Annotated in this window: 22 protein-coding genes; 5 read left to right on the top strand and 17 right to left on the bottom strand. The window is 60.8% G+C overall.

Annotated features, from left to right (window positions below):
- The first annotated feature begins 1 nt into the window (after position 1).
- A complete protein-coding gene (locus AMK02_RS08260; RefSeq protein WP_064801859.1) occupies positions 2-670 on the top strand; it encodes a hypothetical protein in 669 nt (222 codons plus the stop codon).
- On the opposite strand, the gene AMK02_RS08255 is transcribed toward AMK02_RS08260, so the two are convergent.
- Complete coding sequence (locus AMK02_RS08255; RefSeq protein WP_064801857.1) at positions 645-1,232, bottom strand: GNAT family N-acetyltransferase; 588 nt, start codon at positions 1,230-1,232, stop codon at positions 645-647. The two genes, AMK02_RS08260 and AMK02_RS08255, sit on opposite strands and share 26 nt — an antisense overlap.
- A 76-nt stretch (positions 1,233-1,308) precedes the next feature.
- Here AMK02_RS08255 and AMK02_RS08250 point away from each other — a divergent pair, with 76 nt between their 5' ends.
- Both AMK02_RS08250 and AMK02_RS08245 read left to right on the top strand, forming a co-directional pair.
- Complete coding sequence (locus tag AMK02_RS08250; RefSeq protein ID WP_064801856.1) at positions 1,309-2,601, top strand: DNA polymerase IV; 1,293 nt, start codon at positions 1,309-1,311, stop codon at positions 2,599-2,601.
- 231 nt (positions 2,602-2,832) lie between these two features.
- Entirely contained in the window at positions 2,833-4,089 is a 1,257-nt protein-coding gene (locus AMK02_RS08245; RefSeq protein WP_064801854.1) for a L,D-transpeptidase family protein, read from the top strand.
- A 58-nt stretch (positions 4,090-4,147) separates the two neighbouring features.
- On the opposite strand, the gene dnaE is transcribed toward AMK02_RS08245, so the two are convergent.
- Positions 4,148-7,645 carry a DNA polymerase III subunit alpha gene (gene dnaE, locus AMK02_RS08240; RefSeq protein WP_064801852.1) on the bottom strand — a complete coding sequence of 1,166 codons (3,498 nt, stop codon included), beginning with the start codon at positions 7,643-7,645 and terminating at the stop codon, positions 4,148-4,150.
- A gap of 503 nt (positions 7,646-8,148) precedes the next feature.
- Between dnaE and AMK02_RS08235 the strand changes: the two genes are divergently transcribed.
- Complete coding sequence (locus AMK02_RS08235) at positions 8,149-8,613, top strand: DUF5680 domain-containing protein (RefSeq protein WP_064801850.1); 465 nt, start codon at positions 8,149-8,151, stop codon at positions 8,611-8,613.
- A gap of 10 nt (positions 8,614-8,623) precedes the next feature.
- On the opposite strand, the gene AMK02_RS08230 is transcribed toward AMK02_RS08235, so the two are convergent.
- The 3 genes from AMK02_RS08230 to proS are packed head-to-tail and all read right to left on the bottom strand — an operon-like array spanning position 8,624 to position 11,964.
- Positions 8,624-9,307 carry an ABC transporter ATP-binding protein gene (locus AMK02_RS08230; protein WP_011424942.1) on the bottom strand — a complete coding sequence of 228 codons (684 nt, stop codon included), beginning with the start codon at positions 9,305-9,307 and terminating at the stop codon, positions 8,624-8,626.
- Between the two features lie 14 nt (positions 9,308-9,321).
- Positions 9,322-10,626, bottom strand: coding sequence for a lipoprotein-releasing ABC transporter permease subunit (locus AMK02_RS08225; protein ID WP_064801848.1), 1,305 nt, complete (start codon positions 10,624-10,626; stop codon positions 9,322-9,324).
- 15 nt (positions 10,627-10,641) lie between these two features.
- On the bottom strand, positions 10,642-11,964 hold the full coding sequence (proS, locus tag AMK02_RS08220; RefSeq protein ID WP_064801846.1) for a proline--tRNA ligase: 1,323 nt from the start codon (positions 11,962-11,964) through the stop codon (positions 10,642-10,644).
- On the opposite strand from proS, the gene AMK02_RS31665 reads away from it, so the two are divergent.
- Complete coding sequence (locus tag AMK02_RS31665) at positions 11,963-12,238, top strand: hypothetical protein (protein WP_167377188.1); 276 nt, start codon at positions 11,963-11,965, stop codon at positions 12,236-12,238. The two genes, proS and AMK02_RS31665, sit on opposite strands and share 2 nt — an antisense overlap.
- A 314-nt stretch (positions 12,239-12,552) precedes the next feature.
- On the opposite strand, the gene AMK02_RS08215 is transcribed toward AMK02_RS31665, so the two are convergent.
- The 12 genes from AMK02_RS08215 to nuoG all read right to left on the bottom strand — a co-directional run bounded on the left by AMK02_RS08215 (position 12,553) and on the right by nuoG (position 25,592).
- A complete protein-coding gene (locus AMK02_RS08215; RefSeq protein ID WP_064801844.1) occupies positions 12,553-12,828 on the bottom strand; it encodes a DUF1467 family protein in 276 nt (91 codons plus the stop codon).
- 164 nt (positions 12,829-12,992) lie between these two features.
- Positions 12,993-13,397, bottom strand: coding sequence for a methylmalonyl-CoA epimerase (gene mce, locus AMK02_RS08210; RefSeq protein ID WP_064801843.1), 405 nt, complete (start codon positions 13,395-13,397; stop codon positions 12,993-12,995).
- 2 nt (positions 13,398-13,399) lie between these two features.
- Complete coding sequence (locus tag AMK02_RS08205; protein WP_064801841.1) at positions 13,400-15,070, bottom strand: ribonuclease J; 1,671 nt, start codon at positions 15,068-15,070, stop codon at positions 13,400-13,402.
- Between the two features lie 17 nt (positions 15,071-15,087).
- Complete coding sequence (locus tag AMK02_RS08200) at positions 15,088-15,852, bottom strand: biotin--[acetyl-CoA-carboxylase] ligase (RefSeq protein ID WP_064801839.1); 765 nt, start codon at positions 15,850-15,852, stop codon at positions 15,088-15,090.
- Positions 15,852-17,297, bottom strand: coding sequence for an NADH-quinone oxidoreductase subunit NuoN (gene nuoN / locus AMK02_RS08195; RefSeq protein ID WP_064801837.1), 1,446 nt, complete (start codon positions 17,295-17,297; stop codon positions 15,852-15,854). The genes AMK02_RS08200 and nuoN overlap by 1 nt, the downstream gene beginning before the upstream one ends.
- A gap of 18 nt (positions 17,298-17,315) precedes the next feature.
- On the bottom strand, positions 17,316-18,827 hold the full coding sequence (locus tag AMK02_RS08190) for an NADH-quinone oxidoreductase subunit M (RefSeq protein WP_064801835.1): 1,512 nt from the start codon (positions 18,825-18,827) through the stop codon (positions 17,316-17,318).
- On the bottom strand, positions 18,827-20,827 hold the full coding sequence (gene nuoL, locus AMK02_RS08185) for an NADH-quinone oxidoreductase subunit L (RefSeq protein ID WP_064801833.1): 2,001 nt from the start codon (positions 20,825-20,827) through the stop codon (positions 18,827-18,829). The genes AMK02_RS08190 and nuoL overlap by 1 nt, the downstream gene beginning before the upstream one ends.
- 7 nt (positions 20,828-20,834) lie before the next feature.
- Positions 20,835-21,143, bottom strand: a complete 309-nt coding sequence (nuoK, locus tag AMK02_RS08180) for an NADH-quinone oxidoreductase subunit NuoK (protein WP_010066755.1) — start codon at positions 21,141-21,143, stop codon at positions 20,835-20,837.
- 23 nt (positions 21,144-21,166) lie between these two features.
- On the bottom strand, positions 21,167-21,781 hold the full coding sequence (locus tag AMK02_RS08175; protein ID WP_064801832.1) for an NADH-quinone oxidoreductase subunit J: 615 nt from the start codon (positions 21,779-21,781) through the stop codon (positions 21,167-21,169).
- Positions 21,782-21,922: 141 nt separating this feature from the next.
- On the bottom strand, positions 21,923-22,414 hold the full coding sequence (gene nuoI / locus AMK02_RS08170; protein ID WP_004680064.1) for an NADH-quinone oxidoreductase subunit NuoI: 492 nt from the start codon (positions 22,412-22,414) through the stop codon (positions 21,923-21,925).
- A 40-nt stretch (positions 22,415-22,454) separates the two neighbouring features.
- Positions 22,455-23,498: an NADH-quinone oxidoreductase subunit NuoH gene (gene nuoH / locus AMK02_RS08165; RefSeq protein ID WP_064801830.1), complete on the bottom strand. Its 1,044-nt coding sequence runs from the start codon at positions 23,496-23,498 to the stop codon at positions 22,455-22,457.
- A gap of 12 nt (positions 23,499-23,510) precedes the next feature.
- A complete protein-coding gene (gene nuoG, locus AMK02_RS08160; RefSeq protein ID WP_064801828.1) occupies positions 23,511-25,592 on the bottom strand; it encodes an NADH-quinone oxidoreductase subunit NuoG in 2,082 nt (693 codons plus the stop codon).
- Positions 25,593-25,749: the final 157 nt, after the last annotated feature.

The raw sequence follows: 25,749 nt of genomic DNA, 5'->3' as shown, positions 1-25,749 counted from the left end.
GGTGACAGAGCTCGATATTTCGCACATCCGACTCGGCGAGCGGCCGCTGATTGTCTGTGACGTCGACGATGTCGTGCTGCGGTTCATCGACCCCTTCCAGCTTTTTCTCCAAAGCCTGGGTCACGAATTCCTGCCGCGATCGTTCCGGCTCCACGGCAACATTGTCTCGAAAGCGGACGGCACGGAGATCGAGGGCCGACAGGTCAGCCGGCTGATCGAAGATTTTTTCGAAGCGCAGGAATTGTGGCAGACGCCGGTCGACCGCGTCGTCGAAACGCTCGGCCGACTTTCGCAGGTCGCCGATATCCTTTTCCTGACGGCGATGCCGCCACGGTTCCAGGATCAGCGCCGCCGCCTGCTGGACAGCGCCGGCCTGCTCTTTCCGCTGCTTGCCAGCGAGCAGCCCAAGGGGCCGATCGTCCATGCACTGCATGCCAGCCGCTCCTTTCCCGTCGCCTTCATAGACGATATGGCGCACAATCTGCATTCGGTCAGGGAATACATGGCCGATTGCCTGCTCATTCACCTGATGCCGGACTCGCCCGTCCATCGTTTCGCGCCGGCGGCAGCCGATGACATCACCCGCGCCACCGATTGGGCGCATGCGGCCGAGGTGATCGAGGCCCATTTCCTTTCCGGCACAGTCAACCGCACAGTTCCAGCCGCATGAGCGGACGGCCGTCTTTGCGTCTGGCAATCGTCTCGAAACCAGCTGCCTCGAAGATTGCCGTCGAGCCGATGCAGAGCGTCACCGATTTCGACTGCTTCACATGATCGATCGGGCAGGCTTCGAGCAGCCGCGCGCCCTGGCGCCGGGCATGGTCGATCGCGCCGGCGAGCAGGCGATGACTTAATCCCCTGCCGCGCAGTTTCGGCAGCAGGAAGAAGCAGCTGACAGCCCAGATAGAGGGATCACGCGCATCCTCCTCCTCCAGCGGCCGCGAGGCGGTGCGCGGTGAATTGAACTGCGGCACGTCGTGGCGCGGCCCGACCTGCACCCAGGCGACCGGTCCGCCATCGGCATAACAGAGAATCCCCGGCGGCGGTCCCGCCCCGATCCGTTCGCGCATATGCGCCTTGCGCTCGTCGGCCGTCATCGTCGTCCTCACCGCATGCGGCAAGCGCAGCGCGACACACCAGCAATTATAAAAAGCCCCCTGCGGGCCGAACAGGGTCTCGAAGTCGCCCCACCGGTCTGCCGTCACCGGCTCGAAACGAAAATCTTTATCCAAAGGCAAAGCTCCCGTCCTCTCTTGTGACTCATAAGCTTAAGGCGTAGTGTCGCGCCGTTCAACCTTTGTTCTCACCATGACGCCCGCGCCTGACAAGACACCCGGCTTCTGTCGCGACTGCCTTGCCGAGCAGAAGGGCGAGGCGCGTCGTTGCCTATCCTGCGGCAGTCCGCGCCTGGTGCGCCATCGCGAACTCTATCGACTGACACTTGCGCATATCGATTGCGACGCCTTCTACGCGGCGGTCGAGAAGCGCGACAATCCCGAACTTGCCGACAAGCCGGTCATCATCGGCGGCGGCAAACGCGGTGTCGTCTCCACTGCCTGCTATATCGCCCGTATCCACGGCGTGCGTTCGGCCATGCCGATGTTCAAGGCGCTGGAGGCATGCCCTCAGGCCACCGTCATACGCCCGGACATGGAGAAATATGTCCGGGTTGGGCGCCAAGTGCGCGCGCTGATGCAGGATCTGACGCCGCTGGTGCAGCCGCTGTCGATCGACGAAGCCTTTCTGGAACTCGGCGGCACGGAGAGGCTGCATCACGATCCACCGGCGCGTACGCTCGCCAAATTCGCTCGCCGCATCGAAAAGGAGATCGGCATTACCGTTTCGGTCGGGCTTTCCTATTGCAAATTCCTCGCCAAGGTCGCTTCCGACCTGCAGAAACCACGCGGCTTTTCCGTCATCGGCCGTGAAGAAGCAGTGGAGTTCCTGGCGCCGCGTCCCGTCACCACCATCTGGGGCGTCGGCAAGGCCTTTGCCGCGACGCTGGAGGCGGATGGCATCCGCACCATCGGCCAGTTGCAGCAGATGGAGGAGAACGACCTGATGCGCCGCTACGGCAGCATCGGCCAGCGGCTCGCCCGGCTGTCGCGCGGCATCGACGACCGCGAGGTGCATCTCAACGATGCCGCCAAGAGCGTTTCGGCCGAAACGACGTTCTTCGACGACATCTCCCGCTACGACGATCTGGTGCCGATCCTGCGCAATCTTTCCGAAAAGGTTTCCTGGCGGCTGAAGAAAAACGATATCGCCGGCCAGACAGTGGTGCTGAAGATGAAGAGCGCCGATTTCAAGACGCGCACCCGCAACCGCAAGCTCGAGGACCCGACCCAGCTTGCCGACAGGATCTTCCGCATCGGCCTCGAGCTTCTCGAAAAGGAAACAGACGGCACGAAATTCCGCCTGATCGGCATTGGCGTCACCGATCTCGGCGATGCCACTCGCGCCGATCCGCCCGACCTGATCGACCGGCAGTCAGGCCGCCGGGCGGCGGCCGAAGCGGCGATGGACAAGCTGCGCGACAAGTTCGGCAAGAACACGGTCGAGACCGGCTACACCTTCGGCAGCGGCAAGCGCGATCACTAGAACATCTCGCGCAAAAGTGCGCGCTGTTATCAGAAATGCATACGAAACCAATGCTTTAAATCAGACAGCTCAAACTTTGATTCATGCGACATGCTTTGCCTTTATCTTATGCGTGTCATTATTGCGGAAGCGCTGCACCGTTCCGGGCGAGCCGACGAGTCCGGGTTTTAAAATCTTCCTTAAATTTCGTCCCGTAATGTGCCGAACCAGTATTGCGTATGGTTGGGTATCATGTTCTCGCGTCTCGTCTTCGGCCTCGGCTTGCTGTCGGCCACCGCACTCGTGCACCCTGCTCTTGCCGCGGATGCACGCACGCTGCAGATCTTCGTCTCGAAGAACAAGCAGTCGCTTGTGGTTTATGACGGCACCGAGGTCGTCGCGACCTCGAAGGTCTCCACCGGCAAGGACGGCCATACGACTCCGAGCGGCATTTTCTCGGTGCTCGAAAAGCAGAAATACCACGAATCCAACCTCTATTCGGCCGCCCCGATGCCCTTCATGCAACGGCTGACATGGTCCGGCATCGCGCTGCACGAATCCAATTCCGTGCCGCGTTATCCGGCCTCGCACGGCTGCGTACGCATGCCCGGCGCCTTCGCAAAAATGCTCTACCGAATGACCGAGCCCGGCATTCCCGTCATCATCAGCGACGACGAATTGGTGCCGCAGCCGATCGACCATCCGAACCTTTTCCGCCCGGATGCGCCGGCAGCGATGCCGCTGCTTTCGGATGTCGAATTGCGGCCCTCCATACCCGACAGCCCGCAAAAGCCGGTGCAGGTGGCGATGAACGATACCGCCGCCATGCCGATGCCGATGGTGCAGGCGCTTGCAACGCATGAAGCCGAGCCGCCGTCAGAGCCGATCAGCATGCTCATCACGCGGCGCACGCTGCGCGAGACGGTGATCGACATCCAGACGCTACTCAATCAGCTCGGCTTTTCCGCCGGCGATCCTGACGGCGTGCTCGGTCCGTCGACCGTGCAGGCGATCAACGCCTTCAAGACGCTGCGGCCGACGGAATTTGCCGGCGACAGGAGCCTGGTCTCCGACGCGTTGCTCAAATCCGTCTATGCCGCAACCGGCAAGGGCGAGCCGCCGAACGGCGTCATCATGGTGCGGCAGGCCTTCAAGCCGATCTTCGAGGCTCCCGTGACGATCGCCGATCCGGGCCTGGCACTCGGCACGCATTTCTTCACGCTGCATGCCGTCGATGGACAGGCCGGCACGGCGGATTGGCTGGGCATCACGCTCGAGAACAATCTCTCCCGCGAGACGATGAAACGGCTCGGCATCGCCAGCCAGGAAAGCTCGATTGTGATGGGCAAGCCGATTGCCCTTTCGCTGAGCCGCATCACGATCCCCGACGAAACCCGCCGCAGGATCGACGCGCTGATCTCGCCCGGCTCGACGTTGACGATCTCCGATACGGGCCTTGGCCGCGAAACCGGCGAAGGCACGGATTTCATCACAATCACCCGGGGGTGATGACTGTCACCCGGGGGTGATCACGATCAACTGGGTTGATCAGGATCAGCCGGGTTGATCAGACAAGCTCGACGTCGACGACGCCGGGGGCGGCGCGAAGGGCAGCGGCAATCTCCGGAGTGATGCGGTATTTCTCCGGCAGCGCCACTTCCACCTCGCGTTTGCCCTCTTCCTTGATGACAATGAAGGAAACCAGACCGTCGCCCTTGGTGTTCAGATGGCCGGCAACCATTTTCAGCGGTCCGGAATCTCTGACATAGACGCGCAGCGCCTTCTGCATCTGCAGCGACTTTTCCTCAAGCGACTGGATCGTCTGGATGCGAAGACCGATACCCTCCGGCCGCTCCTCACCGGTCGCGGTCAGCAGGAAGGATTTCCCGGACTCGAGCACGTCGCGATACTGGTTCAGCATCTCCGAAAACAGCACCGCCTCGAACTGGCCTGACGAATCGGAAAAGACAATGATGCCCATCTTGTTGCCGGTGCGGGTCTTGCGCTCCTGCTTTGAGATGACGGTTCCGGCAAGACGCGCATTGGCAGCCCCCTGCTTGATCGCCTGAGAAAACTCGGCAAAGGTCTGCACACGCATCTTCTGCAGGATGTTGCTGTAGGAATCGAGCGGGTGGGCCGTCAGATAGAAGCCCAGCACCTGAAATTCCTTGAGCAGCCGCTCCGATGCCAGCCAGGGTGAATAGGGCGGCAAGGAGATCTTCTCCGGGCCTGAGTTTAGTGCGCTGCCAAAAATATCCGACTGGCCGCTCAGCTTGTTTTCCTGGGCGCGCTGGGCATAACCGAGAATGCGGTCGAGGCCGGCGGCCAGCTGGGCTCGGTCGGTGCCGAAACAATCGAAGGCGCCGGCATAGATCAGGCTTTCGAGCACGCGGCGGTTCACCTGGCGCGGATCGATGCGCAGGCAGAAATCCTCGATGCTGGCAAAAGGCTTGTCGCCACGCACCTCGACGATGTGGTCGACGGCGGATTCGCCGACGCCTTTGAGGGCGGCCAGCGCATAGTAGATACGATTGTCGCCGGTCTCGAAATGGCGGAAGGAGGTCTGCACCGAAGGCGCGATCACCTCGATGCCGAGCCGCTTGGCGTCCTGACGGAAATCATTGACCTTTTCCGTGTTGGACATGTCGAGCGTCATCGAGGCGGCGAGGAATTCGACCGGATAGTGCGCCTTCATGTAGGCCGTCTGGTAGGAGACGATCGCGTAGGCGGCGGCGTGCGACTTGTTGAAGCCGTAGTTTGCGAACTTCGCCAAGAGTTCGAAGATGTTGTCGGCTTGCGGCTTTGATACGCCGTTCTTGACGGCGCCGACGACGAAGCGTTCCCGCTGCTGGTCCATCTCCGCCTTGATCTTCTTACCCATGGCGCGGCGCAGAAGGTCGGCTTCGCCAAGCGAATAGCCCGACAGGACCTGGGCGATCTGCATCACCTGTTCCTGATAGACGATGACGCCCTGCGTCTCCTTGAGCAGGTGGTCGATCATCGGATGGATCGATTCCAGCTCTTCATCGCCGTGCTTGCGGGCATTGTAAGTCGGGATGTTCTCCATCGGGCCGGGGCGGTAAAGCGCCACCAGCGCGATGATGTCCTCGATGCAGTCCGGCTTCATGCCGATCAGCGCCTTGCGCATGCCCGCACTTTCCACCTGGAACACGCCGACCGTCTCGCCGCGCGACAGCATCTCGTAGGTCGGCTTGTCGTCGAGAGGAATGGCCGCAAGATCGACATTGATGCCGCGCTTGGCGACGAAATCGACGGCGACCTTCAGCACCGTCAGCGTCTTCAGACCGAGGAAGTCGAATTTGACGAGGCCGGCCTGCTCCACCCACTTCATGTTGAACTGGGTGACAGGCATGTCGGAGCGCGGATCGCGATACATCGGCACCAGCTTGGAAAGCGGCCGGTCGCCGATGACGATGCCGGCGGCATGGGTCGAGGCGTGGCGATAAAGCCCTTCGATCTTCTGGGCGATGTCGAGCAGCCGCGCCACCACCGGTTCTTTCGCCGCCTCCTCCTGCAGCTTCGGCTCCTCCTCGATCGCCTTGGAAAGCGGCGTCGGATTGGCGGGATTGTTCGGCACGAGTTTGCAAATCTTGTCGACCTGGCCGTAAGGCATTTCCAGCACGCGTCCGACGTCGCGAAGTGCGGCACGCGCCTGCAGCGAACCAAAGGTGATGATCTGCGCCACCTGCTCGCGGCCGTACTTGGCCTGGACGTAGCGGATCACCTCTTCGCGGCGGTCCTGGCAAAAGTCGATGTCGAAATCAGGCATCGAGACGCGTTCCGGATTGAGGAAGCGCTCGAACAGTAGCGAGAAGCGCAGCGGGTCGACATCGGTGATCGTCAAGGCATAGGCGACCAGCGAACCTGCCCCCGAACCGCGGCCGGGACCGACCGGGATGTCGTGCTGCTTGGCCCATTTGATGAAGTCGGAAACGATCAGGAAGTAACCCGGGAAGCGCATGCGCTCGATGACGCCGAGCTCGAACTCCAGCCGCTCGCGATAATCCTTTTCCTCATAACCGGGCGACATGCCGAGGGTCGAAAGCCGCATGTCCAGCCCTTCCACCGCCTGACGGCGCAATTCGCCCGCCTCGGCGCGTTCCGCCTCCTCGGCATCGTCGGTGGCGCCCGTGAAACGCGGCAGAATCGGCTTTCGCGTTTTCAGCACGAAGGAGCAGCGCCTGGCGATCTCGATCGTGTTCTCAAGCGCTTCCGGCAGGTCGGCAAAGAGCTTGGCCATCTCAGCCCGGCTCTTCAGGTAGTGATCCGGAGTCAGGCGAAAACGGCTGTCGTCGGAGACGATGGCGTTATGCGCAACCGCCATCAGCGCATCATGGGCGTCGTAATCGTCGCGGGTCGGAAAGAACGCCTCGTTGGTGGCGACGAGCGGCAGGTCATGCGTGTAAGCAAGCCCGACGATCTTCTGCTCGTGCCGCTTGTCGTAGGTGCCGTGCCGCTGCAGCTCGACATAGAGTCTGTCGCCGAAGAGACGCTTCAGCGTGAGCAGCCGGGCTTCCGCCTGGGCGGAATGACCTTCCCTGACAGCTGCGTCGACCGGCCCGGTCAGGGCGCCGGTCAAGGCGATCAGCCCTTCCGTGCCTGCCTCTTCCAGCCAGGAGGTTCTGATATGAATGGCCTGGTTGCTATCGCCGCCGAGATAGGCGCGGCTGACGAGATCGACCAGCCTTTCGTAACCAGCCTCCGTCGCGGCAAGAAGAACGATCGACGGCAGCTTGATCAGGGTCGGCTGACCGCCGCGCTTTTCGCTTTCCAATCCGTCTTCCATGTCGATCGAGACCTGGCAGCCGATGATCGGCTGCAGGCCCTCGTCCATTGCCTTCTGGGAGAATTCAAGGGCGACGAAGAGATTGTTGGTGTCGGTAATGGCGATCGCCGGCTGACTGTCGCCGGTCGCCTTATAGAGGATCTTCTTCAGAGGCAGCGCGCCCTCAAGAAGCGAATAGGCGGAATGGACCCTCAGGTGGATGAAGCCCGGCGTGCCGCCGGTCGTCTCACCCATTGAACCCTTTTCCGTCTCCGCCATGACATGCCTTCCCAATCAGCCGAAATGAATCGGATGCATTGTCGGCATTGAGGGCGATGATGTCCAGAAGAAGACCCGCGTGCGAACCGCATGACTGCCATGCGATCCCCGAAAACTTTAGATTGCGATGACAATAAGCGAGAAGCTGGCAACGAACATTGCGATGGAGGTGAATGCTGCGATATCACGGATCATGTCAGTCATCTGGCTCTCCTTTACTCGTTATGTTTTCAATTTGTTCCATCTATGTTCTAATGTCAACAGGAATCTTTTCCTTTGCGCTTGCGTTTGAAGAATCTCGAAGCGCTTGGCGATTCGCATGGGCGCCTGCGCTCGGTTCGATAGGCAGCAGCCCGCCCCCTTTCCCAATCTTCGACAGATTCCGCCATTCCGTTCAGATAGGCCACCGCCCAAGTCGATTTACTGAATTCCGACGCATGTTCTCTGTATGTTCTTTACATGCCGCAGCATATTTGCCAGCATCCCGCCGAGAGGAGAATGACATGCTCGACATTGCGCAGTTGAACGAATTCATCGTGGAGGCGAAGGCTGCGACCTATGTCGGCGGCGGAGTGCCGCGCACGCCCTGCCGGTCGGGTTCCCATGATATCGGGTATGAGAGCGGCGACTGGCATTATCTCGACAGCTATTTCGGCGGCACCGACTTCGCCGGACAGGAAGTGGTTTGGTTTGCCCGCCAACCCGTCTGGGCGATGAATTATTTCGGCCGCGTCGTCGCGCCCGATCTCATCGACGGCAGTGCCGCCGGAACGGTGATCAAGGCAGCGCTGTCGGCAATGTATCGGGAGCGCCGCTTTCTTGGCGGAATGGAATTCGATCATCCGTTCGGCCGCTATGTCGACCGCAGCGAAGGCGGCTGCGAGAGTTTCAGCGGCCATGAATGCATCATGGTCGCCGGCAGGAAGGCCTATGTGCTCGATTACCGCGGCGGGCTGGTCATCCCGTGATCACCTTAGACTAAAACTCTACGACCTTGCCATCGGAGATCGTGACGCGCCGATCCATGCGGCCGGCGAGTTCGTGATTGTGGGTGGCGATGAGGGCCGCAAGGCCGGATTGGCGCACCAGCGCCTCCAGCGCGTCGAAGACGTAGCTTGCCGTTTCCGGATCCAGATTGCCGGTCGGTTCGTCGGCAAGAAGCAGCGTCGGCGCATTGGCGACGGCGCGGGCGATCGCAACGCGCTGCTGTTCGCCCCCGGAAAGCTCGGCCGGGCGATGCGAACCGCGATGGCCGATGCGCATATAGTCGAGGAGCTGCCCGGCCCGCTCCTGGGCTTCCTTCCAGGACAGCCCGGCGATCAGCTGCGGCATCATGATGTTCTCAAGCGCCGAAAATTCCGGCAGGAGATGGTGGAATTGATAGACGAAGCCGATCTCGCGGCGGCGGATCGCCGTGCGCTTCTCATCGGAAAGGCCGTCGCAGGCATGGCCGTTGATGGTAACCTCGCCGCCGTCGGGATGCTCGAGCAGGCCGGCGACATGCAGCAGCGTCGACTTGCCGGTGCCGGAGGGGGCGACAAGGGCGACGATCTCGCCTTTCGCCAGCGAAAAATCCGCTCCCTTCAAGATCGTGAGCAGCGTATCACCCTGCCCGTAATGGCGCTCGACGCCGGTAAGCTTGAGGACGACGTTGCGATTCATGAATGCGGCATTCCTTATTCGTAGCGCAGGGCCTGCACCGGATCGAGCCTGGAGGCGCGCCATGCCGGGAAGATGGTGGCGATGAAGGAGAGGCTGAGCGCCATGACGACCACCGAGATCGTTTCGCTGATATCCATCTCGGCCGGCAGCTGGCTGAGGAAATAGACCTGGGGATTGAAAATCACGGTGCCGGAGATCCAGGAGAAGAACTGGCGGATGGATTCGATGTTGACGCAGACGAGAACGCCGAGCAGCACACCGGCAAGCGTGCCGACGATGCCGATCGCCGCCCCGGTCATGAAGAAGATGCGCATGATCGCCCCGGCGCTGGCGCCCATGGTGCGCAGGATCGCGATATCGCTGCCCTTGTCCTTCACCAGCATGATGAGGCCGGAGATGATGTTGAGCGCCGCCACGAGCACGATCAGCGTCAGGATCATGAACATGACGTTGCGCTCTACCTGGAGCGCGGAGAAGAAGGTCTGGTTGCGCTGACGCCAGTCGGTGAGATTGATCTGGCGGCCGGCCGCCTCTTCCACCTTCGGCCTCAGCGCGTCGATATCATCGGGATGATCGACGAAGAGCTCGATCGACTGCACCAGCCCGGCCGCATTGAAGTAGAGCTGCGCTTCCTCGAGCGGCATGAAGATGATCGACGAGTCGTATTCCGACATGCCGATCTCGAACAGACCGGAGATCTTGTAGGATTTGACTCGCGGATTGACGCCCATCGGTGTGATGTCGCCTTCCGGCGAGGTCAGGGTGATGAGGTCGCCGACGCGCAGACCCAGCTGGTCGGCCATGCGGGTGCCGATCAGCACGCCTTCACCGGAGGCAAAGCCCACCATGTCGCCGGACTTGATGTTATTAGAGATCGTTTTGAGCTTGGTGAGGTCTTCGGCGCGGGCGCCGCGCACCAAAGCACCGGTGCTACCCCCAGCCTGGGCCGAAGCGAGCACCTGGCCTTCGACCAAGGGCAGCGCCATCTTGACGCCCGGCACCGCGGCGAGTTTGGCGGTCAGGTCGGGATAATCGGTAAAGGGGCCGTCGACCGGCTGCACGATCATGTGGCCGTTGATGCCGAGGATGCGCGAGACGAGCTCGGTGCGGAAGCCGTTCATGACGGCCATGACGATGATCAGCGTCGCGACGCCGAGCATGATGCCGACGAAGGAGAAGCCGGCGATCACCGAGATGAAGGCCTCCTTGCGGCGGGCGCGCAGATAACGCCACGCCACGAGACGCTCAAAGGTGGAAAATGGCTTGCCAGCCGGACCCAAGCCGGATTTTGAACTCCGGTCCACTGCTGCCTCCGCCATTTCGCCTCCGTTTCCTTAAGCCACGAACCTGTTGATCGCCGCTTCGATGGTCATCGTTTCGCGGGCGCCGGTCTTGCGGTCCTTCACTTCGACCTCGCCGTTCGCGACCGCACGCGGGCCGGCGATGATCTGGACAGGTACGCCGATCAGGTCGGCCGTCGCGAATTTCGTGCCGGCCCGGTCGTCGGTATCGTCATAGAGCGCATCCTTGCCGGCCTTTTTCAGAGCGGCGTAGATCAGCTCACACGTATCGTCGCAGGCCTCATCGCCCACCTTCATGTTGATGACGACGACATCGAAGGGTGCGACCGATGCCGGCCAGATGATTCCGTTGTCGTCATGCGAGGCTTCGATGATGGCGGGAACAAGGCGTGTCGGGCCGATACCGTAGGAACCCATGTGAACGAAGTGTTCCTTGCCGTCAGGTCCCTGCACCTTCGCGCCCATCGGCTCGGAGTATTTCGTGCCGAAATAGAAGATGTGGCCGACCTCGATGCCGCGGGCCGAAAGGCGGTCGCCCTCGGGCACGGCGTTGAAGGCCGCCTCGTCGTGCATTTCCGAGGTCGCCGCATAGAGCGAGGTCCATTTGTCGAAGATCGCCTTCAGGCCCTCGACGCTGTCGAAATCGGTGTTTTCGCCGGGAATATCGAAACCGACGAAATCCTTATGGCAGAAGACCTCGGATTCACCGGTATCGGCGAGGATGATGAATTCATGGCTGAGATTGCCGCCGATCGGGCCGGTATCGGCGCGCATCGGGATGGCCCGGAGACCGAGCCGGTCGAACGTTCTGAGATAGGCGGCGAACATCTTATTATAGGAATGCTCCGCCCCTTCGCGCGTCAGATCGAAGGAGTAAGCGTCCTTCATCATGAATTCGCGCGAGCGCATGGTGCCGAAGCGCGGCCGGATCTCGTCGCGGAACTTCAGTTGGATATGATAGAGATTGAGCGGCATGTCCTTATAGGACTTGACCGCAGAACGGAAAATATCCGTCACCATCTCCTCGTTGGTGGGTCCATACAGCATCGGCCGGTCCTGGCGATCCTTGATGCGCAGCATCTCCTTGCCGTAAGCATCATAACGGCCGCTTTCCTGCCAGAGCTCGGCCGACTGCAGGGTCGGCATCGAAAGCTCGATGGCGCCGGCGCGGTTCTGCTCCTCGCGGATAATGGCGTTGACCTTGTCGAGCACACGCTTGCCGAGCGGCAACCAGGAATAGATGCCCTGAGACTGCTGGCGGATCATGCCGGCGCGCAGCATCAACCGGTGGGAGACGATTTCCGCCTCCTTGGGGTTTTCCTTAAGAATGGGCATGAAGTAGCGAGACAGACGCATGGCGATTCCGGAGCAGTTGAGATCCCGCCGGCAAGCGGAATCGAAGATACATTATGAATGTGGGAGCGTTCATAGCCGCTTCGCGGCGGGAAGGAAACCCGCAACTGCCGTCGGCCGCCTCCCGGACACGCATGTTCGCACCCGCAAAATGAAAGGGCGTAAAAAAGCGCGTGTTTATAAGGACTTGAACGAAAATCTTGTCAACAGAAAAATTTTGCTGGTGTGTAGCAAAAATGCAAAAAAAGCTAATGACAAAGCCCAATGTTTGAGCTAGTTTTAGCTCACAAAACAGGCAGGAAGCTAAATTCTTGTCGAATTCGCGGTCAAGTCTTGGGAGGATCAGATCTTAGGCGCGCTCGTCGCAGCCCCGGCAACGGTTACAGATCACGCGATACTTAAAACAAGGCTTCCAGCCTTGTTTTTTTTTGGCTTTTCGCCCTCTCCTCCCATTCAAGCTCCAGACGGCTTCCGTAAGGGAACCCTCTCATTCCGTTAGGCGAGCTCCTTGCCGCAACAGCAAGACACCAATATGACGAAACGAATTTTCCCTGAATTTTACATCTGCTCAAAGTTTGAGCAAAAGCTATCTCAATAGAAGCTAGGCCCGAGTTGTGGAAGGGCGTCAAAGCCCCAGCCGAAATAGGTGTCGCAGACATACCAGATGCCATAGATCAGCGCCGAGATCAGCGTCGTCAGCGAAAAGACGAAGGCTGCGCGAAAGCGGGTGGGCGCGCTTGGCACGGTTCCGAGCACGATATTGTCGTCTTCCGCCTGAGTGCGCAGGCCGATCGGCAGAACGGCGAACAGCGTCATCCACCATATGATGAAGTAGACGGCGAATCCCTGAAGGAAGGTCTGGAGCATTATCTTTCCCGGTCGTGTCTTGCCGACAGAACGCGCGAAGCGCTGTGTCGCATGGAACTGGCGTACTTATACGGCGGAATAGGGTCCAACTCAAAGCGAAGGAAACATTTCGCCGTCTTCGGGTCACTCTGCCGCAGCGAAAAACGCGTCCGATTATATTTGATTTAGGCCTGTTCGAGTTCGATCAGCGTACCGAAGAAATCCTTGGGGTGCAGAAAGAGCACCGGCTTGCCATGCGCGCCGGTCTTCGGCTGGCCGTCACCCAGCACCCGCGCGCCGGCGACGATCAGTCGGTCACGGGCGAGGATGATATCCTCCACCTCGTAACAGATATGATGCATGCAGCCGGACGGGTTCTTTTCGAGGAAGATCGCGATCGGCGAGTCCTGCCCGAGCGGCTGCAGCAATTCGACCTTGGTGTTCGGCAATTCGACGAAGACGACGGTGACCCCGTGTTCCGGCAGAGACTGCGGCTGCGATACGGCGGCCCCCAGCGTGTCGCGGTAGGCGGCCGTCGCCGCTGCGAGATCAGGGACGGCGATGGCGATATGGTTTACCCGGCCGAGCATGGTCAGACCTTGGTGACGAAGGCGGTGACAACGGGCTTTTTGCCCCAGGCGTGATTTGCGGCTGCGCGGATGGCACGGCGCACGGCCTCCTGTAGCATGTCGATATCCTTGCGGCGGGCGCGCGGAATGCTTTCGATGGCGCTGATCGCCGCATCGTAGAGCGTATCTTCCATCTCCTCGCCTTCGTCATCATAAACCGGTAGGCCGATTGAGACGAGATCGGGATCGCCGAGAATGTCATAACGCGCGTCGAGCACGACGTTGACCGCAACATGGCCGACATAGGAGAGCTTCTTGCGCTCGCCGATACCCATTTCGTCGAAATCGCCGATCAGCAGGCCGTCCTTGTAGATACGGCCATGCGGCGCTTCGCCGATCACCTCGACCGGACCTGGCGCCAGCCGCAGGATATCGCCGTTGCGCACCCGCGGGACGATCGCGATGCCGGATTGCTCTGCCAGCTCTTTATGCGCCGTCAGATGCGTCGCCTCGCCATGCACGGGCACGACGATTTTCGGCCGGGTCCACTCATACATCCTCTGCAACTCGTTGCGGCGCGGATGGCCGGAGACGTGGACGAGCGCCTCGGTATCGGTGATGATATGCACGCCCTGCTCGACGAGGCCGTTCTTGATATCCTGAATCGCCTTTTCGTTACCGGGAATGGCACGCGAGGAAAAGACCACGATATCGCCTGCCGCAAAGGCCACGTTGCGCATCTCGTCACGGGAGAGCTTGGCAAGGGCGGCCCGCGCCTCACCCTGGCTGCCGGTCAGGATGACGACGACCTTGTCGCGCGGGATATAGCCGTATTCCTCCTCGGAAATGAAAGGTTTGACCCCTTCCATCAGGCCGATATCGCTAGCGACATCGACGACACGCTTCAGCGAACTGCCGAGCAGCAGCACTTCGCGGCCGGCCGCCTCGGCAGCCTCGGCGACGGTGCGAATACGCCCGACATTCGACGAGAAGGTGGTGATCGCTACCCGGCCCTCGGCATCCTCGATAATCTTGCGCAGGCTTTCCGACACATCCTTTTCGGAGGGCGAAACACCGTCGCGCAGGGCGTTGGTGGAATCGCACATCAGCGCCAGCACGCCCTCGTCGCCAAGCTGGCGGAATCGAGTCTCATCGGTCAGAGGCCCGAGCGAAGGCTCGTGATCGATTTTCCAGTCACCGGTATGGATGACGTTGCCAGCCGGCGTGCGGATCATCAGCGACATCGGCTCGGGGATCGAATGGTTGACGGCCACGCCTTCGATGCTGAAGGGGCCGACATTGATCGTATCGCCTGCCTTGAACGGCGTCACCGGCACTTCGCCGATCGTTGCCTTCTCGAAATTGCGTTTGGCTTCAAGCAAGCCCGATGTAAAGGCGGAGGCGAAAACCGGAACGTTGAGGCCCGGCCAGAGGTCGGCGAGTGCGCCGTAATGGTCTTCATGGGCATGGGTGATGATGATCGCCTTGAGGTTCTTGCGCTCATTGGCGAGGAAGCGGATATCGGGCAGCACGAGATCGACGCCCGGCAGGTCGGGACCGGGAAAGGTGACGCCGCAATCGACCATGATCCACTGGCGATGCTCGGGCGGGCCGTAGCCATAGAGAGCGAGATTCATCCCGATCTCGCCAACGCCGCCCAGAGGCAGGAATACCAACTCGTCCTGTTTCGCCATGATTTTCGTTTTATCCGCTATCCAAAAAACACATCACCGGCGGCAATGGACATGATCCTGCCAGCGCCGGTATCGAGCATCAACAAGCCATTATCATCAATCCCGGCGAATTGTCCGGAAATCGACCGGTCCGGTAAATTGACCGTGATCTTTTCACCGACGCCGCAGGCAATGGCGCGCCAGCGCGCGGTGATCTCGGCAATGCCGCGGCCCTGATCCCATATTTCCAGCAGTTCCGCCATCGCCGCGAAGAGATGAGCGAAGAGTTCCTCCGGCGAAGCCGCGCTTGCATGCTGACGCAGACAGGTGACGGGGTAGAGCGGATTGTCCGGCATGACCGAGACATTGATGCCGATGCCGACGATCAACGCGTAACGGCCGTCCGGCAGCTGCTCGCCCTCGACGAGGATGCCGCAGGTCTTTTTCCGGCCGATGAGAATATCGTTCGGCCATTTGACCTCAAGCGGTTCGGCGCCCGCGGGCAGCACCTGGCGGATCGCCTGGTGCACGGCGACGGCAACTGCCAGCGGCAGCGAGCCGAGGCGCTCAATCGGCGCCGGGTCGATCAATAGAAGAGACGCGTAGAGATTGCCGCGTTCGGACACCCAGAGACGGCCGCGGCGGCCGCGGCCGCCGGTCTGCCTCTCGGCCGTCACCCAGAGATTTCCGGGATCGCCCGCCCGCGCCCGGGCGAGGCATTCGCTGTTGGTGGATGATGTTTCCGACAGCGCCTCGTGCCTGAAATCGCCGAGCGATATCCGGCGCCGTCTGTCGGAAACCATCAGAAGAGCGTCGCGGCGGCAAGCTCTGCCGCGCCACCGATCGGGCCGCCGATCAGCACATAGGCGGTGACGAAGAGACCGGAGAGACCGAAGACCAGGCGCAGGGCGCTGGAGACACGGGCGAATTCGCCGGCCGCTTCATCGAACCACATCAGCTTGATGACGCGCAGATAATAATAGGCGCCGACGACCGAGGCGAGAACGCCGATGATGGCAAGCGCATAGAGCTTGGCTTCGATCGCGGCAACGAAGACGAAATACTTGGCGAAGAAACCGGCGAGCGGCGGAATACCAGCGAGCGAGAACATCAGCGCCGTCAGCACCACGGCCATGAACGGATTGGTCGCAGAAAGACCGGCGAGATCGTTGACGTCTTCGACAACGGTGCCGTCCTTGCGGCGCATCGACATGATGATCGCGAAAGTGCCGAGCGTCATGATCATGTAAATGACCATATAAAGCATGACGCCGGAAACACCGGTCTGGTTGCCGGCGGCAAGGCCGACCAGGGCATAACCCATATGGCCGATCGAGGAATAGGCCATCAGTCGCTTGATGTTCTTCTGGCCGATCGCAGCAAAGGAGCCGAGCAGCATCGAGGCGATTGAGATGAAGACGACGACCTGCTGCCAGTCGGCCAGGACCGGCTGGAAGGCGGTGATGACCATGCGTGTCATCATCGCCATAGCGGCAACCTTAGGGGCTGCGGCAAGGAAGGCGGTGACCGGCGTCGGCGCGCCTTCATAAACGTCCGGCGTCCACATGTGGAACGGAACGGCCGAGATTTTGAAGGCGATGCCGGCGAGGATGAAGACCAGGCCGAAGATGAGGCCGAGCGAGCGTGCACCTTCAACCGAAAGCGCCTGGGCGATTTCGGCGAAGTGAGTGTGGCCGGTGAAGCCGTAGACCAGCGACATGCCGTAGAGCAGCATGCCGGAGGACAGCGCGCCGAGCACGAAATATTTGAGGCCGGCTTCGGTCGACTTCAGGCTGTCGCGATTGATCGCGGCGACGACGTAGAGCGCCAGCGACTGCAGTTCCAGTGCGAGATAGAGCGAGATCAGGTCGTTGGCCGAAATCATCAGCAGGATGCCGAGGGTCGCAAGCACCAGCAGAACCGGGAACTCGAACTTATCGAGCTGATTTTCGCGGGCATGCCCCATCGTCATGAACAGCGCAACCAGCGAACCGATGAGCGCCACCAGCTTCATGAAGCGCGAGAAGCCGTCGGCCATGTAGACGCCGCCGAAGGCGAGGCCTTCCGCCGGCACGAAGAGCAGCCACAGGCCGGATGCGAGCAGCAGGACGATGGCAAGGCCGGTGACGACAAGGCCCGACCGCTCGCCTGAGAAGACGCCGACCATCAACAGGACCAGGGCGCCGACCGCGAGGATGAGCTCCGGCGCGGAAAGATGCAGACTGAGGAGAATTGTTTCAGCGGTCATGTCCGATAAGTCCCGTCATCATTTCATAGACAGCGCAACGTTCTGCGCTGCGTGCACGGCGGCCGTGTAGTTGTTGACCAGCAGATCCACCGAGGCGGCCGTCGCATCGAAGACCGGAGCCGGATAAACGCCGAAGAAGATGGTCAGCGCGACCAGCGGATAGAGGATCAGCTGTTCGCGTCTGGAAAGATCGAGCAGCGCCTTCAGCTTTTCCTTCTCCAGCGCGCCGAAGATCACCCGGCGATAGAGCCAGAGCGCGTAGGCGGCCGAAAGGATGACGCCGGTGGCGGCAAAGAGCGCGACCCAAGTGTTGACCCGGAAGACGCCGATCAGCGTCAGGAATTCGCCGATGAAGCCAGACGTGCCGGGAAGCCCGACATTGGCCATGGTGAAGACCATCATTGCCACGGCGTATTTCGGCATGTTGTTGACGAGGCCGCCATAGGCGTTGATCTCGCGGGTATGGGTACGGTCGTAGACGACGCCGACGCAGAGGAAGAGCGCGCCGGAGACGATGCCGTGCGACAGCATCTGGAAGATCGACCCCTGAACACCCTGCATGTTGGCGGCGAAGATTCCCATGGTCACGTAGCCCATATGCGCCACGGAGGAATAGGCGATCAGCTTCTTCATGTCATCCTGCATCATTGCCACCAGCGAGGTGTAGATGATGGCGATGACCGACATGGCGAAGACGAGCGGCGCGAAATAATCAGACGCTACCGGGAACATGCCGAGCGAGAAGCGGATGAGACCGTAGCCGCCGAGCTTCAGGAGCACGCCGGCCAGGATCACCGAGCCTGCGGTCGGCGCCTGAACGTGCGCATCCGGAAGCCAGGTATGAACCGGCCACATCGGCATCTTCACCGCGAAGGAGGCAAAGAAGGCAAGCCAGAGCCAGGTCTGCAGCGCCGGCGGGAACTTGTAGGCGAGCAAAGCAGTGATGTCAGTCGTGCCGGCCTGCCAGTACATCGCCATAATGGCGAGCAGCATCAGCACCGAGCCGAGCAGCGTATAGAGGAAGAACTTGTAGCTCGCATAGACACGATCTCTTCCGCCCCAGACGCCGATGATCAGGAACATCGGGATGAGGCCCGCTTCGAAGAAGACGTAGAAGAGCACGATATCGAGCGAGACGAAAACGCCGACCATCATCGTTTCGAGGATGAGGAAGGCGATCATGTATTCCTTCAGGCGCTTCTCGATCGAGAGCCAGCTTGCCAGTACGCAGAAGGGCATGAGGAAGGTCGTCAGGATGACGAACAGCATGGAGATGCCGTCAACGCCGACATGATAGCCGATGCCGGTGCCGAGCCAGTCATGCTTTTCGACCATCTGGAAGCCGGGATTGGCATTGTCGAAGCCGATCCAGATGACGAGCGAAACGATGAAGGTGAAGACGGTGGTGAACAGCGAAATCGCCAGCACGTTCCTCCGGCCGCTTTCGCTGTCGCCATTCATCAAGAGCAGGAGCACCACGCCGGCGAGCGGCAGGAAGGTGACCGTTGAAAGAATAGGCCAATCGGTCATCAGAAGGAACTCCCGAGCATCATCCAGGTAACGAGCGCCGCAATGCCGAGCAGCATGGCGAAGGCATAGTGATAGAGGTAACCGGTCTGCAGGCGGACCACGCGATCGGTGACGGCGACGACGCGGGCGGCTACACCGTTCGGGCCGTAGGTATCGATGACGCCGACGTCACCCTTCTTCCACAGGAAGCGGCCAAGCCCCCTTGCCGTGCGGACGAACAGGAAGTCGTAGAGTTCGTCGAAATACCACTTGTTGAGCAGGAAATGGTAGAGCACCCGGTGCTGCTTGGCGAGGACGCGCGGCGTCTGCGGCGAGCGGATATACATGTACCAGGCGATGACGAAGCCGAGCACCATGGCGATGAAGGGGCTCAAGCCTACGAGCGCCGGCACGTGGTGGAATTCTTCGACGAGTTCGTTTTCGGCGCCGGTAAAGAGCGCGCCCTTCCAGAACTCGGCGTATTCCTCGCCGTAGAACCTGCCTTCGAAGATCACGCCGGCCAGCACCGCGCCGATCGCCAAGAGATAAAGCGGCACCAGCATGACCTGGGGGGACTCGTGGACGTGGTGCATGACTTCATGCGAAGCGCGCGGCTTGCCGAAGAAGGTCATGAAGATCAGGCGCCAGGAGTAGAAGCTGGTGAACAGAGCGGCGATGACGAGCAAGGAGAAGGCAAAGCCGGCGACCGGTGAATGTGAAGCATAGGTCGCTTCGATGATCACGTCCTTGGAGAAAAAGCCGGCAAAGCCGATCGGCGTGAAGGGAATGCCGACACCGGTAATCGCCAGCGTGCCGATGATCATCAGGCCGCCTGTAACTTTAATATGCGGCCAAAGCCCGCCCATGTAGCGCATATCCTGCTCGCCATCGACGGCATGGATGACCGAGCCGGCGCAGAGGAAGAGCAGCGCCTTGAAGAAGGCGTGCGTGAAGAGATGGAAGATCGCTGCGCCATAGGCCCCTACCCCCAGCGCCACGAACATGTAGCCGAGCTGCGAGCAGGTGGAATAGGCGATGACGCGCTTGATGTCGTTCTGGACCAGGCCGACGGTTGCCGCGAAGAAGGCGGTGATCGCGCCGATCACGGTAACGACGGTCAGGGCGTCCGGCGATAGTTCGAAGAGCGGCGACATGCGGGCGACGAGGAAGACGCCGGCGGTGACCATGGTGGCGGCATGGATGAGAGCCGAGACCGGGGTCGGGCCTTCCATGGCGTCCGGCAGCCAGGTGTGCAGCAGGAACTGGGCCGACTTGCCCATCGCGCCCATGAACAGCAACAGGCAGATGCCGGTCAGCGCATGCGCCTTGTCGAGCTGCATGCCGAACAGGTTGAGGATCACTTCGCTCGCCTCGCCGCCGCCTTCATGCGGGGCGAAATTCGATGCATTGGCGAAGATCGTATCGAGGTTGATCGAGCCGAACAGCACGAAGACGCCGGCTATGCCGAGCACGAAACCGAAGTCGCCGACGCGGTTGACGATGAAAGCCTTCATCGCCGCGGCCGTCGCCGACGGCTTCTTGAACCAGAAGCCGATCAGCAGATAGGAGGCGAGACCGACGCCTTCCCAGCCGAAGAACATTTGGGCAAGGTTGTCGGCCGTCACCAGCATCAGCATGGCGAAGGTGAAGAGCGAGAGATAGGCAAAGAAGCGCGGGCGATGCGGATCGGTATGCATGTAGCCGATCGAATAGATATGCACCAGCGTCGAGACCGTGTTGACCACGATCAGCATGACTGAGGTGAGCGTATCCACGCGCAGCGACCAGGAGACATCAATGCCGCCGGACTGGATCCAGCGCAGCACCTCGACCTTGATCGGCCCGCCTTCAAGATGGCCCATGCCGACGTTGAAGAAGACGATCCAGGAGAGGATGCCGGCGATGATCATCAAGCCGCTGGTAACATATTCCGAAGCCTTGGCGCCAATGGCGCGGCCGAAAAGGCCGGCGACGATCGCGCCGATCAAGGGAAGAAAGACAATAGCCTTATAGAGGAACATGAGTCACTCAGCCCTTCATCATATTGACGTCTTCGACCGCGATCGAGCCGCGGTTGCGGTAGAAGACAACGAGAATTGCAAGACCGATCGCCGCTTCGGCAGCCGCGACCGTCAGAATGAACAGCGCGAAGACCTGACCGACAATGTCGTTCAGGAAGTGAGAGAAGGCGACCATGTTGATGTTAACGGCAAGCAGAATCAATTCGACCGACATCAGGATGACGATGACGTTCTTCCGGTTCAGGAAGATACCGAAGACGCCGAGCGTGAAGAGGATGGCGCTGACCGTCAGGTAGTGGGAAAGTCCGATGACCATGTTCTTTGTTCCTTGACCTGCCTTTAGACGCCCTGCCCCGGCTTGACCGACACCACCTCGACGGCGGTGGCGGGCGTGCGGGCAACCTGCCTGGAAATATTCTGCCGCTTGATATTGGTGCGGTGCCGGAGCGTCAGCACGATCGCACCGATCATGGCGACCAGCAGCACCAGGCCGGCAATCTGGAAGAAATAGACGTAGTTGGTGTAAAGCACGTCGCCGAGAGCGGCCGTATTGGTGCGCTCGCTGAGCGCCGGGATCGGCATGGCGACTGATTTGGCGATCTCGGGCGAGATGACGCTGCCGCCGATGACGACGATCAACTCGGCCGCCAGGATGATCCCGATCAATCCGCCGATCGGCGCATATTCGAGCACGCCTGCCCTCAATTCGGTGAAGTCGATATCGAGCATCATCACCACGAAGAGGAAGAGGACGGCGACGGCGCCGACATAGACGACGAGCAGGATCATCGCCAGGAACTCGGCGCCAAGCAGCAGGAACAGGCCGGCCGCGTTGAAGAACACCAGGATCAGGAACAGAACCGAGTGAACCGGGTTCTTCGCCCAGATGACCATGAACGCCGACGCCACTGCGACAAAGGCGAAAAGGTAGAAAAATAGAGCCTGCAGACCCATGTTGGTGCCTTTTTCATCTTCCCCCGGGCAGCCGGGAGTTTTCCCTGCCCGATGGAGCTTCGCGGCACTCGCCGGCAAAGCTCCTGTGCATATTGACCGCGACAGGAGCGAGCAGCTCCATCGCGGCATTTCAGATCTCAATCAGCGGTACGGCGAGTCGATCGCGATGTTGCGGGCGATTTCACGCTCCCACCGGTCTCCGTTATCGAGAAGGCGCGCCTTGTCGAAATAGAGCTCTTCGCGGGTTTCCGTGGCAAATTCGAAATTCGGACCCTCGACGATCGCGTCGACCGGGCAGGCTTCCTGGCAGAAGCCGCAATAGATGCACTTCACCATATCGATGTCGTAGCGCACGGTGCGGCGTGTGCCGTCGTTGCGGCGCGGACCGGCCTCGATGGTGATCGCCTGGGCAGGACAGATCGCCTCGCAGAGCTTGCAGGCGATGCAGCGTTCCTCGCCGTTCGGATAACGGCGCAGTGCATGCTCGCCGCGGAAGCGCGGGGAGACCGGACCCTTTTCGAAGGGGTAGTTGATGGTCGCCTTCTGGCGGAAGAAATAGCGCATCGACAGAAAGAACGCGCCGAAGAATTCCTTGAGGAACAGCGAGTTGATGGAGCTGGACAAGCTTGCCATCTTCAACCTCCAATTTTGCCGCAAACGAGAGCTGGGATCATTACGCCCATCCCATCAGTTTCAGCACGAATGCAACGATGATGACCATGGCGAGCGACAGCGGCAGGAAGACCTTCCAGCCGAGGCGCATGAGCTGGTCGTAGCGGTAGCGCGGGACGAAGGCTTTGACCATCGCGAACATGAAGAACACGAAGCAGGCCTTCAGCATGAACCAGATGATGCCGGGAACCCAGTTGAGGATCCAGATATCGACCGGAGGCAGCCAGCCGCCGAGGAAGAGGATCGTCGTCAGCGAGCACATCAGGCAGACGGCCGCATATTCGCCGAGCATGAACATCATGTATGGCGAGGAACCGTATTCGACCATGAAGCCGGCGACGAGTTCCGATTCGGCTTCCGGAAGGTCGAACGGCGGACGGTTCGTCTCGGCGAGCGCCGAAATGAAGAAGACGATGAACATCGGGAACAGCGACAGCCAATGCCAGTCGAGGAACGAGGCCGGCAGGCCGAGCATGGTGCCGAGGCCATTGTGCTGCGCATTGACGATGTCGGTCAGGTTGAGCGATCCGACGCAGAGCAGAACGGTGACGATGACGAAGCCGATCGAGACTTCATAGGACACCATCTGCGCGGCCGAGCGCAGCGCGCCGAGGAACGGATACTTCGAGTTCGACGCCCAACCGCCCATGATGATGCCATAGACTTCGAGCGAGGAGATCGCAAAGATATAGAGGATACCGACATTGATGTTGGCGATCACCCAGCCGTCGGCGAGCGGCACCACCGCCCAGGTCGACAGCGCCAGAAGCACCGTCACCAGCGGAGCGAGCAGAAACACCGCCTTGTTGGCGCCGGCCGGAATGATCGGCTCCTTGAAGACGAACTTCAGAAGGTCGGCGAATGACTGGAACAGGCCGAAGGGGCCGACGACGTTTGGACCGCGGCGCAGCTGCACCGCCGCCCAGATCTTGCGGTCGGCAAGCAGCACGTAAGCGATGAAGACGAGCAGGCAGACGAGAAGCAGCAGCGACTGACCGATCATGATGATCCCCGGCCAGACATAGGTTGAGAAGAAAGAATCCATGAGTTCCTGCCCTTACTCTGCCGCGACTTTGAAGTTGTTGCGGGCCAATGCCGAGCACTCGGCCATGACAGCCGAGGCGCGCGCTATCGGGTTCGTCAAATAGAAGTCTTTGACCGGCGACGCAAACCCTGACTTGTTCATCTTGCCGGCTTTTTTCGCGACTGCGGCAATTTGGGCGCTATCGGTTTCGGCGATCTCGTCGATGGCGGCGAAATGCGGGAAAGCGGCATAGAGCCGGCCACGTAACTCACTCAGCGAATCGAAGGGAAGCTTCTTGCCGAGCACATCGGACAGGGCACGGATGATCGCCCAGTCCTCACGGGCATCGCCCGGTGCAAAGCCTGCGCGGTTGCCCATCTGGACGCGGCCTTCGGTGTTGACCCAGGTGCCGGACTTTTCGGTATAGGCGGCGGCCGGCAGGATGACGTCGGCATGGTGGGCACCGTTGTCGCCGTGCGAGCCGATATAGACAGTCAGGCCGGCCTTTTTGACAGTGAAGTCGAGTTCGTCGGCGCCGAGCAGGAAGAGCACGTCCATCGACTGCAGCATTTCAGCGGCATTGACGCCCGCAGCGCCCGGCACGAAGCCGAGATCGAGGCCGCCGACACGCGAGGCGGCGGTGTGAAGAACGGCGAAGCCGTTCCAGCCTTCGACAACTGCGCCGACCGAACCGGCGAGCTTGGCGGCACTGGCGAGAACGCCAGCGCTGTCGCTGCGAGACAGCGCGCCCTGGCCAATGATGATCATCGGCTTGGCGGCGTTCTTCAGGACATCAGCGAAGGCGTGAGTGCCGTCGACCAGATCCTTCAGCGTGTCGGGACCGCCACCGAGATAGTCATAGCTGTAGCGCAGTTCGCCGGGCTCGCCGATGACGCCGATCGGGAACTTGCCACGGCGCCAGCGCTTGCGGATGCGGGCATTGAGGATAGCCGCCTCAAAGCGCGGATTGGCGCCGATGATCAGCAGCGCGTCGGCTTGATCGATGCCTGCGATGGTCGGGTTGAAGATGTAGCTTGCGCGGCCGAGCGACGGGTCGAGTGCCGCCCCATCCTGGCGACAGTCGAGATTGGCCGATCCGAGCGACTTCACCAGTTCGGAGAGCGCATACATTTCCTCGACGGAAGCGAGATCGCCGGCGATCGCGCCGATCTTGTCGCCCGAGGTGGCGCCGACGGCGGCCTTAATAGCGCCGAAGGCCTCGGCCCAGCTCGCCGGCTGCAGACGGCCGTCGCGGCGGACATAAGGCCGGTCGAGGCGCTGGGTCTTCAGCCCGTCCCAGATGAAGCGGCTCTTGTCGGAAATCCACTCTTCGTTGATCGCCTCATTGACGCGCGGCAGGATGCGCATGACCTCACGGCCGCGGGTGTCGACTCGGATCGCCGAACCGACGGCATCCATGACGTCGATCGATTCAGTCTTGTTCAGCTCCCAGGGGCGCGCGGTGAAGGCGAAGGGCTTGGAGGTGAGCGCGCCAACCGGGCAAAGGTCGACGACGTTACCCTGCAGTTCGGAGGTCATCGCCTGTTCGAGATAGGTGGTGATCTCGGCATCCTCACCGCGGCCGATCAGACCGAGTTCGGAGATGCCGGCGACTTCGGTGGTGAAGCGGACGCAACGCGTGCAATGGATGCAGCGGTTCATCACCGTCTTGACAAGCGGGCCGATATACTTGTCCTCGACGGCGCGTTTGTCTTCCTGATAACGCGAGGTGTCGATGCCGAAGGCCATCGCCTGGTCCTGCAGGTCGCATTCGCCACCCTGGTCGCAGATCGGGCAATCGAGCGGATGGTTGATCAGCAGGAATTCCATCACGCCTTCGCGGGCCTTCTTGACCATCGGCGTGTTGGTGAAGACCTCGGGCAGTTCGCCGTTCGGGCCGCCGCGGATGTCGCGAACGCTCATGGCGCAGGAAGCCTGCGGCTTCGGCGGGCCGCCCTTCACTTCGACAAGGCACATGCGGCAATTGCCGGCAACCGACAGGCGCTCATGGAAGCAGAAGCGCGGAACTTCGGCCCCGGCATCCTCGCACGCCTGCAATAGCGTGAAATGATCCGGAACTTCGATCTCGTTGCCGTCAATCTTCAGTTTTGCCATCGTCGCTCAGTCCTGTTTTCCGTTTGCCTGATGACGGCAAACAAACCTGTTTTTGCAACATTCTCTTTGCCGAGCCGGATCTTTCGTCCTGCCGGCAGCCGATGTCGCCCAAATTTTCTGTCGCGCGTTCCAGACGCGGAACCCGCACCGGCATCTG

Source organism: Rhizobium sp. N731, assembly GCF_001664145.1.
Classification (GTDB): Bacteria; Pseudomonadota; Alphaproteobacteria; order Rhizobiales; family Rhizobiaceae; genus Rhizobium; species Rhizobium esperanzae.
This window is presented reverse-complemented; position numbering and strand designations above follow the sequence as displayed.

Bases quoted from the DNA above. Each gene is read 5' to 3' on its own strand.
- AMK02_RS31665 (WP_167377188.1), top strand. From the start codon at position 11,963: ATGGCGATTCCGGAGCAGTTGAGATCCCGCCGGCAAGCGGAATCGAAG.
- AMK02_RS08245 (WP_064801854.1), top strand. From the start codon at position 2,833: ATGTTCTCGCGTCTCGTCTTCGGCCTCGGCTTGCTGTCGGCCACCGCA.
- nuoN (WP_064801837.1), bottom strand. From the start codon at position 17,297: ATGACCGCTGAAACAATTCTCCTCAGTCTGCATCTTTCCGCGCCGGAG.
- AMK02_RS08225 (WP_064801848.1), bottom strand. From the start codon at position 10,626: ATGGCGGAGGCAGCAGTGGACCGGAGTTCAAAATCCGGCTTGGGTCCG.
- AMK02_RS08235 (WP_064801850.1), top strand. From the start codon at position 8,149: ATGCTCGACATTGCGCAGTTGAACGAATTCATCGTGGAGGCGAAGGCT.
- nuoG (WP_064801828.1), bottom strand. From the start codon at position 25,592: ATGGCAAAACTGAAGATTGACGGCAACGAGATCGAAGTTCCGGATCAT.
- AMK02_RS08250 (WP_064801856.1), top strand. From the start codon at position 1,309: ATGACGCCCGCGCCTGACAAGACACCCGGCTTCTGTCGCGACTGCCTT.
- nuoK (WP_010066755.1), bottom strand. From the start codon at position 21,143: ATGGTCATCGGACTTTCCCACTACCTGACGGTCAGCGCCATCCTCTTC.
- AMK02_RS08175 (WP_064801832.1), bottom strand. From the start codon at position 21,781: ATGGGTCTGCAGGCTCTATTTTTCTACCTTTTCGCCTTTGTCGCAGTG.
- AMK02_RS08190 (WP_064801835.1), bottom strand. From the start codon at position 18,827: ATGACCGATTGGCCTATTCTTTCAACGGTCACCTTCCTGCCGCTCGCC.
- nuoH (WP_064801830.1), bottom strand. From the start codon at position 23,498: ATGGATTCTTTCTTCTCAACCTATGTCTGGCCGGGGATCATCATGATC.
- nuoL (WP_064801833.1), bottom strand. From the start codon at position 20,827: ATGTTCCTCTATAAGGCTATTGTCTTTCTTCCCTTGATCGGCGCGATC.
- AMK02_RS08230 (WP_011424942.1), bottom strand. From the start codon at position 9,307: ATGAATCGCAACGTCGTCCTCAAGCTTACCGGCGTCGAGCGCCATTAC.
- AMK02_RS08205 (WP_064801841.1), bottom strand. From the start codon at position 15,070: ATGGCGAAACAGGACGAGTTGGTATTCCTGCCTCTGGGCGGCGTTGGC.
- proS (WP_064801846.1), bottom strand. From the start codon at position 11,964: ATGCGTCTGTCTCGCTACTTCATGCCCATTCTTAAGGAAAACCCCAAG.
- mce (WP_064801843.1), bottom strand. From the start codon at position 13,397: ATGCTCGGCCGGGTAAACCATATCGCCATCGCCGTCCCTGATCTCGCA.
- dnaE (WP_064801852.1), bottom strand. From the start codon at position 7,645: ATGGCGGAGACGGAAAAGGGTTCAATGGGTGAGACGACCGGCGGCACG.
- nuoI (WP_004680064.1), bottom strand. From the start codon at position 22,414: ATGGCAAGCTTGTCCAGCTCCATCAACTCGCTGTTCCTCAAGGAATTC.
- AMK02_RS08215 (WP_064801844.1), bottom strand. From the start codon at position 12,828: ATGCTCCAGACCTTCCTTCAGGGATTCGCCGTCTACTTCATCATATGG.
- AMK02_RS08200 (WP_064801839.1), bottom strand. From the start codon at position 15,852: ATGGTTTCCGACAGACGGCGCCGGATATCGCTCGGCGATTTCAGGCAC.